Below are 12,552 nucleotides of genomic sequence, written 5' to 3' on the forward strand. Positions count from 1 at the left end.
GGTCTGATCTTGGGTTGCGAAGGTGGGGTTGAGTTCTTAAGGCGCCCGGCGCGGCAGCCCTCGGGGGGAGGCGGGGCTACGATTGCGGTCCGGAGCCTTCGCTCCGGACCGCAATCGTGGGCGCCCGCCATCGGGTCCGCCCGACCGAGGGGCGACCTACGAAGCGCCTTCCCCCGCCAACAAGCCCTTCTTAAAGCAGCTTCCCAGGATTCATAATCCCCTTAGGATCCAAAACCCGCTTGATCTCCCGCATCAACCGCAACTCAACCGCATCCTTGCTATGCAGGAAATGCTCCCGCTTGAGCTGCCCGATCCCATGCTCCGCGCTGATGCTGCCCCCGTACCGGTTGACCTCGTCCAGGACGGCGTCGGTGATCGCGGCGCCGTGTTCGGCGACCCAGCCGCGGTCCGCGCCGGCGGGACGCGACAGGTTGTAGTGCAGGTTGCCGTCGCCGAAATGGCCGAAGATGAAGGGGCGGATATCCGGATACAGCGCGCGCACGCGCGCTTCGGCGGACGCCATGAAATCCGGAATGCTCTCGATCGGCAGCGACACGTCGTGCTTCAAGTGCGGGCCGTCGGCGCGCTGGGCTTCGGAGATTTCCTCTCGCAGCTTCCATAGCGCCTGCAACTGAGCCAGCGAGGCGGAAACGGCGGCGTCCAGGCACAGGCCGCGCTCGAGCGCCGTGCCGATCACGTTTTCCAGCAGCGCGGTCAGCGCCGCTTCGTCGGCGGTGTCGGCCAGTTCAACCAGCACATAGGCCGGGTAGCGTTGGTCGAACGGCTCCTGCACGCCCGCGGCGTGGGTCAGGACCAGGTCGAGGCAGTCGCCGGAGAAATACTCGAAGGCCTGCAAGCGCGCGCCGCATTGCTCGAACAGGATCTCGAACAGTTGCAGCGCCTGGGCGGGCGATTCGACCGCGGCCAGCACCACCGAGCGCACGTCGGTGCGCGGATACAGGCGCAGCGCCACTGCCGTGATGACGCCGAGCGTGCCTTCGGAGCCGATCAGCAGTTGCTTGAGGTCGTAGCCGGTGTTGTCCTTGCGCAGGGTGCGCAGACCGTTGAAGATTTCGCCGTTGGGCAGCACCGCCTCCAGGCCCAGCACCAGTTCGCGCGCCATGCCATAGCGCACCACGTTGACGCCGCCGGCATTGGTGGCGACGTTGCCGCCGATCTGGCTGGAGTCCTCGGCGGCCAGGCTCAGGGGCAGCAGCCGGCCGGCGTCCTGCGCTGCGCGGCGCAGGTTGCCCAGGATGCAGCCGGCCTCGGCGACCATGGTGTTTGCAATGGTGTCGATGGCGCGCACCGCGTTCATGCGGTCCAGGCTCAGCACGACGTTGATGGGCGCGGGGTCGGGCGTGGCGCCGCCGCACAGGCCGGTATTGCCGCCGCGCGGCACCACCGGCACGCCGGCCTCGTTGCAGAGCGCCAGGCAGGTCGCGACCTCGGCGGTGGTGCGCGGACGGACCACCGCCTGGGCGTGGCCGTTGTACAGACCGCGCCAGTCGGACAGCCAGGGCGCGATGTCCTCGCTGGCGGTGAAGACGGTGTCGGGACCGAGGGCCTGGACCAGGCGCTGGGCGATGTCGGTTGTGCTCATGATGTCTGCCTGGAGGCGGGAAAGAGGGAATCGAGGCGCAGGCGGCTGGCCGCCTGCCGCAAGTGGCGTTCGGCCATGCGCCGCGCGCGCGGCGCATCGTGGTCGCGGATGGCCTCGAACACGGCGACGTGTTCGTGGTGCACGGCGTCCGTCATGCCGGCCAACTGGCGGCTATTGGCGCGCGCGGTGCTGACAGCCAGGCGCAATTGCAGGTTCAGGTATTGCAGGAGGTCCTGGTAGAACGGATTGTGGGTCGCGGCCGCGATCGCCAGATGGAAGGCAATGTCGTGCTCGACCCCGTGTTCGGGATGGTGCTGGTGATGTTCCAGGTCGGCCAGGGCGCGGGCCATGGCCTCCAGGTCGGCGGCGTTGCGGCGCTCGGCCGCCAGCGCGGCGGCGCCGCCTTCCAGTTCCATGCGCAGCTCGTAGACGCTGGCCAGTTGCTCGCGACTGACGGCGATATCGGCGGGCACCTGGAAGCCCTGCGCGCCGGTGCGTGCCAGCACCACGCTGCCCGATCCCTGGCGGCTCTGCACCAGGCCCTGCGCGCGCAGGCGCTCGGTGACTTCGCGGATGACCGCGGCGCTGACGCCGTACTGCTCGGCCAACACGCGGCCGGAAGGCAGCTTGGCGCCCACGGGATAGACGCCATGGGCGATGTCGCCCGCGATCTGGCGGGCGACCTGTTCGGTCAAGGTGAGGCTCTTGGTCAGCATAGCGGCCGAGTATAGCGCAGACTTTTCAGGTTATCTGATAACTTTGGGTGAATCTGAGGGAATTTGTCGTGTCGTACCCTCGACGTAGGCTTGAAGCGTGTGGCCTCAGGCCGTCGCGGCGTCGCCGGTTTCCCGGGCTTCCTGCAGGTCCGGCGCGCCAGCGACCGCGCAGCGGCGGCCACCCTGCGCCTTGGCGCGGTACAGCGCCGCGTCGGCCGAATCCAGCACCGCCTGGGCCTTGCGGTCGACGCCGGAAATGATCGAGATGCCGATCGACAACCCCACGCTGACCCGCGTGCCGTCGGCCAGCGTGATCGGCTGGATGGCGTCGCGCAGCAGGTGGTTGCCCAGGCGCAGCGCGGCGGTGGCGTCGATGCCGGTGACCAGCACGATGAATTCGTCGCCGCCGATGCGGGCCGCGACATCGTCCACCCGCAGCATGGCGCGCATGCGCTGGGCGATGGTCTTGAGCACATGATCGCCGGCGGCGTGGCCATGGGTGTCGTTGATGATCTTGAAGTCATCCATGTCCATGTAGAACAGCGCGGCGGCGCTGTCCTGCCCGCGCGCGCTGGCGCAGATGCGCTCGAGCGCCGCTTCCAGCCCGGCGCGGTTGGCCAGGCCGGTCAGCGCGTCCTGGCTGGCGCGGCGTTCGTTCTCGCGCTCGGCCAGCATGGTGGACACCAGGATGCGGCGCAGCCGCTGCGAGGCGATGCTCATGCTGACCAGATAGAACGGGATCTGGATGAAGACGATGACGGTGACGTATTCGCCGGCGAACAGCGCGCCCAGGCACATCGGCCCCAGGCTCAGGAAGATCATCGCGGCCACCAGCCGCGGCGCGCCGTAGTTGCGAAAGCAGATGCCGCCGGCCATGGCGCCGCAGGACACGCCGGCAAGCGTGGCGGCCAGCCAGTCATGGTTGAGGAAGGTGACGAAAACGCCGTAGCCGACGCTGAACGCCCATAGCAACGCCAGCACGATGTAGATGTCGGTATGGGTGTTGCCGCCCCGGGCGGCGTTGCGCAAGGCCGAGCGCAGGATGGTGACCCGCACCACGGCCAGCACGATCTCCAGGACCAGCCACGAGATATAGAGCGGCTCGGGACGGCGCCACGCGACCACGCCCGAGATCATCAAGGTGTTGATGACACCGCCCGCGAAGATGGGCAGGGTGCCGAACAGGCTGGCAATCAGCGCGGCGCGGATGTCCGCAGGCGTGTCCTGCCCGGAATCCGTCAACCATCGGGTCAGCCGCCATTTCGGCAGGCTGAAGCTCAATCCTGTGTCCACTCCGATACGTCCAATGCTGCCTGCCATGAAAGGAAGGCTGGCTGGCGTTATAGCAGGTATTTCAAACCTTTAATATTATTTACGCGGAGAATGACAGGCAGATTTTACGGGGACGGAATAATCGCCTGTCCGGCGCATCAGTGCGCGTGCGCGCCACAGACAGCGCATTCCGGATCCCGCTGGACGTTGACGCTGCGCCATTGCATGGTGCGCACGTCCAGCCACAGCAGCCGCCCAGACAGGCTCTCACCCACCCCGGACAACAGCTTGAGGGCCTCGGCCGCCTGCATGCTGCCGATGATGCCGACCACCGGCGCGAACACGCCCATAGTGGCGCAGTTGGCCTCCTCGACGTCGTCCGCCTCGGGAAACAGGCAGTGGTAGCACGGCGCGTCCGGGTCTCGCAGGTCGTAGACACTGACCTGGCCGTCGAAGCGGATGGCGGCGCCCGACACCAGCGGCTTGCGATGCTGCACGCAGGCGCGGTTGATGGCGTGGCGGGTGGTGAAGTTGTCGGTGCAATCCAGCACCAGGTCGGCCTGCGCCACCGCGTCGGACAGGGCCTGGCCCTGTAGCCGCTCGACGCGGGCATGCACGCGGGTCTGCGGATTGAAAGCCGCCAGCATGTCGCGCCCGGACTCGGCCTTGGGCCGGCCGACGCTCGCGGTGGTGTGCAGGATCTGGCGCTGCAGGTTGCTGAGTTCGACGACGTCGTCATCGGCCAGCGTGATGTCACCGACGCCGGCGGTGGCCAGGTAGAGCGCGGCGGGCGAACCCAGTCCACCCGCCCCTACGATAAGCACTCGCGCCGCCAGCAGTCTTTCCTGCCCTTCGATACCCAGCTCGTCGAGCAGGATATGGCGGGCGTAGCGCAGCAGTTGCTCGTCGTTCATTTGTCCTTGCTGGGCTCGACTCCGGTCGGCGTGATCTTCATGCGCTGGGCGGTGCCGGTCCCGGGCTTGGCGTCGGCCTTGGCCTGGGCGCGGGCCGACCCCTTCTGCACCGGCTTGCCGGCCAGCAGGTTGATCGCCTGCTGCAACTGGAAGTCGTCCTTGCCGCCGAATTCGAACACCTTGGTCGGCACGTCGACGTTGTCCTGGTCCGAGTTGGACTTCACTTCGTTGGCCGTGCCCGGGTTCGACAGGTGGCGTTGCAGGTCGGCTTCGCGCGGCAGGCGGAACAGGTCGCCGTCGGCGGTGTCGGCCACGACGTAGTCGGGCTCGATGCCGGTGGCCTGGATCGAACGGCCGCTGGGCGTGAAGTAGCGCGACGTGGTGAGCTTGACCGCGGTGGTTTCCGACAGCGGCAGGATCACCTGCACCGAGCCCTTGCCGAAGGTGCGGTTGCCCAGCACCTTGGCGCGCTTGTGGTCCTGCAGCGCGCCGGCCACGATCTCGGAAGCCGAGGCCGAACCGACGTTGACCAGCACCACCATCGGCACGGTCTTGGTCCAGGCCGGCAGGCCCGACAGGTAGTTGCTTTCGCCGCGGGCATATTCCGACGGGGTCGCCAGGTACTTGTGGCGGGCGTCGGGGGTGCGGCCGTCGGTCGATACCACCAGGGCGTCGGCCGGCAGGAACGCGCCGGACACGCCGATGGCGCTGGTCAGCAGGCCGCCCGGGTCATTGCGCAGGTCGAGCACCAGGCCCTTGGGCGCTTCCTTGGCGCCGAGGTCCTTGAGCTGCTTGGCCAGGTCGACGCCGGTCTTTTCCTGGAACTGGGCGATGCGCACGTAGGCCACGCCGTTGTCCAGCATCTTGCTGCGCACGCTGCGCACCTTGATGATGTCGCGCACGATCTTGAGCACGATCGGCTGCGGCCGGTCGGCGCGCATGATGGTCAGCGTGATGGGCGACTTGGGCGCGCCGCGCATGAGCTTGACGGCGTCGTTCAGCGACATGCCCTTGGTGGGCGTGTCGTCGATCTTGATGATGAGGTCGCCGGCCATGACGCCCGCGCGCGCGGCGGGGGTGTCCTCGATGGGCGAGATGACCTTGACGAAGCCGTCTTCGGCGCCGACCTCGATGCCCAGGCCGCCGAACTCACCCTGCGTGGCCGTCTGCATTTCGCGGAAGGCGTCGGCATCCAGGTAAGCGGAATGCGGGTCCAGGTTCGACACCATGCCGGAAATGGCATTGTCGATCAGCGTCTTGTCGTCCACCGACTCGACGTAGTTGTTCTTGATGGCGGCGAAGACGTTGCTCAGTTGCCTGAGTTCATCCAGCGGCAAGGGACTGCCGCGCTGGGCGACAGCGGTGACGCCCACGCTGAGCAGGACACCAGCCACCGCACCGATGGCAATCAGACCGAAACCGCGAAACTTGCGAGTGCTCATGCACACTTCCCGAATGGTTTTCGCCCTTGAGGGTTTTTGGCTTACTGGGCCAGCCACTGGGCTGGATCCACAGGAGCGCCGCGATGGCGAATTTCAAAGTATAGGCCGGATTCCACTTGGCCGCCGGTTGCGCCTACCGAAGCAATAGTATCCCCCGCCGCGACGGAATCGCCCACCCGTTTGAGCAGACTTTGGTTGTAAGCATAGACGGTCAGATATTGCTGGCCATGATCCACAATGATGAGGTTGCCGAAGCCCCTCAGCCAATCGGCATAGACCACCGTGCCGGGGGCCACCACCTTCACGGGGGTTCCCTCGGGCGCGCGCAGCACGATGCCGCGCCAGACGCCGCCGTCCGGGCGATCGACCCCGAAACGGCCCTGCACCTGGCCACGCACCGGCGCCGCCAACCCGTGGCGCAGCCCGTTGCCGCCGCCTACCGGCGCGGCACGCGGGGTCTGCTGGACCGATGCAGTTCGGGTTGGAGTGGATTCCGCCTCCGCGGGTTCCGCCTTTTTGGGAGGATCTGCGGGTTTTACCGGGGGCGGCGCCTCGGCCTGCCCGGTCAGGCGGGTATGGCGCGAATCGGCGGGGCGCAGGCCAGCGGCGTCGGGATCGGCCACGGCCACGGGCCCCCGCGCCTGGCGCGACGCGGCCTCGACCTGTTCGCGCGCTTCGGCGGCCTCGCGGGCCTCGCGCGCGTTACGGTCGCGACGGGCATTGTCGGCCGCGGCCTTGTCGGCGGCCGCCTTGCGGTCGGCCTCGGCCTTCCTGCGGGCCTCCTCGGCGCGGCGCTCGGCTTCGGCCTTCTTGCGGGCTTCTTCGGCGCGGCGGGCCTCCTCGGCCTTGCGGGCTTCCTCTGCGCGGCGGCGCGCCTCTTCGGCCTTGCGCGCCTCTTCGGCCTGCTTGACGATGGCCGCGTCCAGGTCGGTGATCAGGCGCGAGAGTCGCTGGTCGTCACGACCCAATTTGTTGGCTTCGGCGCGCTGGGCGGCGATCTGGCCTTCCAGTTGCGCCAGCAGGGTGCCGCGCTCTTTCTGCTGGGCGACCAGGGCGCTCTTCTGTTCGGAGGTTTCGGCCACCAGCTTTTCGATCTCGGCGCGCCGGGCGTCGGCGCGGCCCTGCAGGGCGGCCAGCCGGTCGATGTCAGCGCGCAGCGCCTCGACGGCGCGGGCGCGGGCCTGGGAGACATAATCGAGGTAGCCCAGGTTGCGGCCCAGCACCTGGGGATCGTCGCCGGACAGCAGCGCGGTCCAGGGCGACAGGCCGCTGGTGTATTGCGTGCGCAACTGGTCGGCCAATTCGACCCGGCGCTTGGCCAGCACGGCCTGCTGGGCGGTGATCTGCTTTTCCAGGCCGGACAGGTCGGTGGTCGCCTGGCGGCTGGACTCGGCCAGTTCCTTCAGCCGCAGGTTGATCCTGGAAATCGCCGATTCCGACTGCTTCAGGGCATCGGCGGCTTCCTTGCGGGCCGCTTCGCGCGCATCGATATCCTTTTGCAGGTTCTCGATGCGATCGCGCAGTTGCGCCTGCTGCCTTTCGGCTTCGGACTGGCGGCCGGCGAGATCGTTGGGCGCGGCGCCCGCCGGCAGCGCTCCGCCGGCCAGCATGACCGCCAACAACCACCCCGCCTTGCGCACCATGTATCAGTCCTTCTTCGCCTTGCCCTGGGCCGCGACGGCGGCCATGGCCGCCTCGATCTCGGCGGCATCGCCGAGATAATAGTGGCGGATGGGGCGCAGGTCATCATCCAATTCGTACACCAGCGGCTGGCCGGTGGGGATGTTCAGGTTGACGATGTCGTCGTCGGACACGTTGTCCAGGTGCTTGATGAGCGCGCGCAGGCTGTTGCCGTGGGCCGCGATGAGCACCTTGCGGCCGGCGCGGATGGCCGGGGCGATGGATTCGTTCCAGAACGGCAGCACGCGCGCCACGGTGTCCTTCAGGCACTCGGTGGCCGGCAACTGGTCGGCCGGGATCTTCGCGTAGCGGCTGTCAAAGCGCGGGTGGCGCTCGTCGTCCAGCGACAGGGGTTCCGGCGCGATGGCGTAGGCGCGGCGCCAGATCAGCACCTGCTCGTCGCCGTACTTGGCGGCGGTTTCCGCCTTGTTCAGCCCCTGCAGGGCGCCGTAGTGGCGCTCGTTCAGGCGCCAGTTCACGCCCACCGGGGTATACATGGCGTCCATGGCGTCCAGGGCGATCCACAGGGTGCGGATGGCGCGCTTGAGCACCGACGAGTAGGCCAGGTCGAAGGTGTAGCCTTCCTTCTTGAGCAGTTCGCCCGCCTTGCGGGCCTGCTCACGGCCGGTTTCGGTCAGGTCGACGTCGGTCCAGCCGGTGAAGCGGTTTTCCAGATTCCACTGGCTTTCGCCGTGGCGCATCAGAACGAGTTTGTGCATGGTTTGGCAGGCGTGTAACGCGGGTTAAAGTTGCGGAATGCGCTCATTTTATAATTGAGCGATTTTGCCCTTGATTTTGCCCCGGCGCACCCGTCAATTTCGCCGCGCGGCGCGTCAGGGTTCGCCCTTACCAGGCTAGACGCCGCACTTCAGGATGCCCCGTGGACCTTCTGCAATTCTTGCTCGATAAAAACAACATCTTCATTGTCGCCGTAACCCTCGTTTCCGGCGTCATGCTGGCCATTCCCGCCCTGCGCAAGGGCCGCACCGGCTCGGCCGTGAGCACCACGGAAGCCATCCAGATGGTCAACCAGCGCCAGGCCGTGTGGGTCGACGTGCGCCCCGCCGAACAGTTCCAGGCCGGCCACATCGCCCAGGCACGCAGCGTGCCGGCCGCCGACCTGGAACAAAAGGCCGCCTCGCTGCCCAAGAACAAGCCGCTGGTCGTGGTTTGCGACAATGGCCGTGATTCCGCCCGCGCCGCCGCCAAGCTGCGCGCGCAGGGTTTCGCCGACGTCGTGCCGCTCGAAGGCGGCATGCGCGCCTGGCTGGCCGCCAGCCTGCCGGTCACCCAGAAGGGTTGAACCCGGGCGACGCGCCCCCATCTTATCGACAGAATCCGCCTGGAGCGCCTATGAATAAAGTTGTCATGTACAGCAAGGACTATTGTCCTTATTGCGCCCGCGCCAAGGCGCTGCTGGAGCAGCGCGGCGTGACCGACCTGGAAATCATCCAGATCGACCGCGAACCCGGCCAACGCGATCGCATGATCGAACGCACCGGCCGGCGCACGGTACCGCAGATCTTCATCGGCGATACCCATGTCGGCGGTTGCGACGACCTGATGGCGCTGGACCGCTCGGGCGGCCTGACCCCATTGCTCAACGGCTGACGCCCCTTTTTGCCCCTCCCACCAACGGAAACACTCATGGCTGATCAAGACCAAAACACCCAGCAAGAAGGCGGCAACGACGCGCCCTCGTTCAATCTGCAGCGCGTCTACCTGAAAGACCTTTCGCTGGAAATGCCGAACGCGCCCCACGTCTTCCTGGAGCAAGAAGCCCCCCAGGTCGAAGTGAGCATCACCGTGGGCGGCCAGCGCCTGGCCGAAACCGTGTTCGAAACCACGGTCACGGTCACCGTCACCACCCGTGTCAATGACAAGGTCGTGTACCTGGTCGAAGGCACCCAGGCCGGCATCTTCGAAGCCGCCAACATCCCCGAAGAGCAACTCGACCCGCTGCTGGGCATCGTCTGCCCGACGATGTTGTACCCGTACCTGCGCGCCAACATCGCCGACGCGATCACCCGCACCTCGATGCCGCCGCTGCACCTGACCGAAGTCAACTTCCAGGCCCTGTACGAACAACGCCTGGCCGAACTGCAACAGCAGCAAAGCAACGCCAACGGCAGCGACTCGGGCATCATCCTGCCCGCCAGCGCCACCCGCCAATAAGGCAGACCGCGGCGCCCCATGAACCAGCCCACTCCGCCCAGCCTGCGCGTCGCCGTCCTGGGCGCGGGCAGTTGGGGCACCGCGCTGGCGGCGGCCGCGAGCCGCCGCCACCCCACCGTACTCTGGGCGCGCGATCCGGCGCAGGCCGCCGACATGGCCGCCCGCCACGAAAATGCGCGCTACCTGCCTGGCATCGCCCTGCCCCAGGCGCTGACGATTACCTCCGATCTCGACGCCACGCTGCGCAGCCTGCAACAGGACGGCGCGACGGGGCTGATCATTCTAGGCGTTCCCGTGGCCGGCCTCGCCGCCACCTGCGCCGAACTCTCGCGTCGCCTGCCCGCCCTGGGCCTGCAAGACACCCCCATCGTCTGGACCTGCAAAGGCTTTGAAGCCGACACGGCCAGACTGCCCCACGAAATCGTGCGCCAGGCCCTGCCCGGAGCCGTCGGCGGCGTCCTGTCGGGCCCGTCCTTCGCCCGCGAAGTCGCCCAGGGCCTGCCCGTGGCGCTGACCGTCGCCAGCGACAACGCCTCCCTGCGCGCCGCCACCACCCGGGCCCTGCACGGCGCCGCGCTGCGCGTCTACGCCAGCGGCGACCTGGTCGGGGTGGAAGTGGGCGGCGCCCTCAAGAACGTCATCGCCGTGGCCTGCGGCATCGGCGACGGCCTGGCGCTGGGCACCAATGCCCGCGCCGCGCTGATTACCCGCGGCCTGGCCGAGATGACGCGCTTCGGCGTCGCGCTGGGCGCGCAAGCCGAGACCTTCGCCGGCCTGACCGGCCTGGGCGACCTGGTCCTGACCGCCACCGGCGAACTGTCGCGCAACCGCCGCGTCGGCCTGGAAATCGGCGCGGGCCGCAAGCTGGCCGACGTCCTGGCCAGCGGCATCACCGCCGAAGGCGTGCGCTGCGCGCGCGCCGCGCTGGAACGCGCCCGCGCCGTCGGCGTCGAACTGCCCATCACCGAAGCCGTGTGCGCCGTACTGTTCGACGGCGTCTCGCCCATGACGGCCGTGTCCACCCTGCTGGCGCGCGACGCCCGCGACGAACACGGCAACGCGGGCTGACATCGCCGATGCAGCCGGCCCCCACCCCCTCGTCCTCATAACAACACGACGCACGACTCCCAGGAGACATCCTTCATGACGCAAACCCGCAAGTTCCGGGTCGGCCCCCTGCTGCGCGGCCTCTGCCTGAGCCTGGCGGCCATCCTGCCCGCCGCCGCCCACGCCGACTGGCCGGACCGCCCCATCCACATGGTGGTGCCGTTCCCGCCCGGCTCGTCGCCTGACATCCTGGCGCGGACCATCGCCGAGCCGCTGGGACAAGCGCTGGGACAGCCCATCGTCATCGACAACAAGACCGGCGCCGGCGGCAACATCGGCACCCGCATCGTCGCGCAGGCCAAACCCGACGGCTACACCCTGCTCTACACGATCAACGGCCCGCTGGTCACCGCCCCCACGCTCTACAAGAAGACGCTGGGCTACGACCCGCTGCAAGATCTGGCGCCCGTGACGCTGGTGGGCACCAGCCCCAATGTGCTGACCGTGCCTGGCAACCTGAAGAACGTCAATTCCGTGCAGGACTTCGTGCGCATGGTGAAGGAGCACGGCAGCTCGCTGAACTATGGCTCCGTCGGCCCCGGCAGCTCGGCCCACCTGGCCATGGAAATGTTCAAGGAACGCGCCGGCATCGACATGGCGCATATCCCGTACGCCGGCTTCCCGCAGGTCATCAGCGCCATCATCGGCGGCGACATCCAGGCCGGCTTCATGGTCCCCGCCATCGCGGTGCCGCAGACCCGCGACGGCAAGGTCAAGATCCTCGCCGTCACCAGCCTGCAGCCCAGCGATACCCTGCCCGGCGTGCCCACCATGGCCTCGCAGGGCTACCCCGACTTCGAAGCCATCTCGTGGAACGCCATCCTGGCCCCCGCGGAAACGCCGACGCCCGTCATCGAGCGCCTGAACAGCGAACTTAACCGCATCATCAACAGCGACACGGTCCGCAAGCAGATGGCCCTGCAATACTTCACCCCCGCCGCCTCCACCCCCGAGGCCCTGACCGTCCGCATCCAGAACGAAAAGGCTCGTTGGGATCAGGTCATCCAGAAGCTGAACCTGTCGCTCGACTGACGCCGCCCCCCAGCGCCGAAGGCGGCCGCGCGGGCGGCCTTTGGCGCCCCGCGCGCAGGCATCCGCCAGGGGCGATCAGACGCCCCCTTCATATCCCAACTGCCGCCAAGCCTCGAAAACCGTCACCGCCACCGCGTTGGACAAATTCAAACTCCGCTGCCCCGCCCGCATCGGCAGCCGCAACCGCTGCTGCGGCGCGAACATCGCGTGATGCTCCTCCGACAAACCGGCGCTCTCCCGTCCGAATACGAACACGTCCCCCGCCTCGAATCGCACATCCCCCACGCTGCGCTGGGCATGCGTGGTCAATGCATAGAGGTGGGAAGCCGTCGCCCCTGTATCCGCCAGCGCCTCCTGCAGCGTGTCATGCACGCGCACCGGCTGCCACTCGTGATAGTCCAGCCCCGCCCGCCGCATGCGGGCATCGTCCAGCTCGAAACCGAGCGGACGCACCAGGTGCAATTGCGCGCCTGTATTGGCGCACAGACGGATGGCATTGCCGGTGTTGGGCGGAATCTCGGGGCATACGAGGATGACGTGGAACATGATGAACGGACGGAAAGACGTTGAATGACGGGCGGCCGGCCAGGGCCGCGCAGGAGCGATTGTCG

At 67.8% G+C, this 12,552-nt stretch carries 13 protein-coding genes; 5 read left to right on the forward strand and 8 right to left on the reverse strand.

Annotation, left to right across the window (positions count from 1 at the left end; genetic code table 11):
- Positions 1-190 precede the first annotated feature (190 nt).
- The 7 genes from AAID08_RS26720 to gpmA form a co-directional block, all read right to left on the reverse strand.
- Complete coding sequence (locus tag AAID08_RS26720; RefSeq protein ID WP_395757135.1) at positions 191-1,603, reverse strand: FAD-binding oxidoreductase; 1,413 nt, start codon at positions 1,601-1,603, stop codon at positions 191-193.
- On the reverse strand, positions 1,600-2,319 hold the full coding sequence (locus AAID08_RS26725) for a FadR/GntR family transcriptional regulator (protein ID WP_054500443.1): 720 nt from the start codon (positions 2,317-2,319) through the stop codon (positions 1,600-1,602). Before AAID08_RS26725 ends, AAID08_RS26720 begins: the two co-directional genes overlap by 4 nt.
- Positions 2,320-2,424: 105 nt before the next feature.
- The gene (locus AAID08_RS26730; protein ID WP_054501182.1) at positions 2,425-3,612 is read right to left on the reverse strand and encodes a GGDEF domain-containing protein; all 1,188 of its coding nucleotides are present in this window, start codon (positions 3,610-3,612) and stop codon (positions 2,425-2,427) included.
- A gap of 137 nt (positions 3,613-3,749) precedes the next feature.
- Complete coding sequence (locus tag AAID08_RS26735) at positions 3,750-4,505, reverse strand: molybdopterin-synthase adenylyltransferase MoeB (protein WP_054500442.1); 756 nt, start codon at positions 4,503-4,505, stop codon at positions 3,750-3,752.
- On the reverse strand, positions 4,502-5,947 hold the full coding sequence (locus tag AAID08_RS26740) for a S41 family peptidase (RefSeq protein ID WP_054500441.1): 1,446 nt from the start codon (positions 5,945-5,947) through the stop codon (positions 4,502-4,504). Before AAID08_RS26740 ends, AAID08_RS26735 begins: the two co-directional genes overlap by 4 nt.
- 41 nt (positions 5,948-5,988) lie before the next feature.
- Positions 5,989-7,590 carry a murein hydrolase activator EnvC gene (locus AAID08_RS26745; protein ID WP_175166981.1) on the reverse strand — a complete coding sequence of 534 codons (1,602 nt, stop codon included), beginning with the start codon at positions 7,588-7,590 and terminating at the stop codon, positions 5,989-5,991.
- A gap of 3 nt (positions 7,591-7,593) precedes the next feature.
- Positions 7,594-8,346 (reverse strand): 2,3-diphosphoglycerate-dependent phosphoglycerate mutase, encoded by a 753-nt coding sequence (gene gpmA / locus AAID08_RS26750; protein WP_049076754.1) that lies wholly within the window; start codon positions 8,344-8,346, stop codon positions 7,594-7,596.
- 161 nt (positions 8,347-8,507) lie between these two features.
- Between gpmA and AAID08_RS26755 the strand changes: the two genes are divergently transcribed.
- The 5 genes from AAID08_RS26755 (at position 8,508) to AAID08_RS26775 (ending at position 11,941) form a co-directional block, all read left to right on the forward strand.
- Positions 8,508-8,930, forward strand: a complete 423-nt coding sequence (locus AAID08_RS26755) for a rhodanese-like domain-containing protein (RefSeq protein WP_049076757.1) — start codon at positions 8,508-8,510, stop codon at positions 8,928-8,930.
- Between the two features lie 50 nt (positions 8,931-8,980).
- Positions 8,981-9,238, forward strand: a complete 258-nt coding sequence (gene grxC, locus AAID08_RS26760) for a glutaredoxin 3 (RefSeq protein ID WP_006391755.1) — start codon at positions 8,981-8,983, stop codon at positions 9,236-9,238.
- A gap of 36 nt (positions 9,239-9,274) precedes the next feature.
- Entirely contained in the window at positions 9,275-9,802 is a 528-nt protein-coding gene (gene secB, locus AAID08_RS26765; RefSeq protein WP_175143356.1) for a protein-export chaperone SecB, read from the forward strand.
- A gap of 18 nt (positions 9,803-9,820) precedes the next feature.
- Positions 9,821-10,870: an NAD(P)H-dependent glycerol-3-phosphate dehydrogenase gene (locus AAID08_RS26770; protein WP_064524038.1), complete on the forward strand. Its 1,050-nt coding sequence runs from the start codon at positions 9,821-9,823 to the stop codon at positions 10,868-10,870.
- 75 nt (positions 10,871-10,945) lie between these two features.
- Positions 10,946-11,941: a tripartite tricarboxylate transporter substrate binding protein gene (locus tag AAID08_RS26775; RefSeq protein ID WP_064524037.1), complete on the forward strand. Its 996-nt coding sequence runs from the start codon at positions 10,946-10,948 to the stop codon at positions 11,939-11,941.
- A gap of 75 nt (positions 11,942-12,016) precedes the next feature.
- Here the strand turns inward: AAID08_RS26775 and AAID08_RS26780 are convergent, their stop codons facing one another.
- Positions 12,017-12,487, reverse strand: a complete 471-nt coding sequence (locus AAID08_RS26780) for a tRNA (cytidine(34)-2'-O)-methyltransferase (protein WP_054500438.1) — start codon at positions 12,485-12,487, stop codon at positions 12,017-12,019.
- Positions 12,488-12,552 lie beyond the last annotated feature (65 nt).

This window comes from Achromobacter sp. EB05, assembly GCF_044232075.1.
GTDB lineage: Bacteria > Pseudomonadota > Gammaproteobacteria > Burkholderiales > Burkholderiaceae_B > Achromobacter > Achromobacter dolens.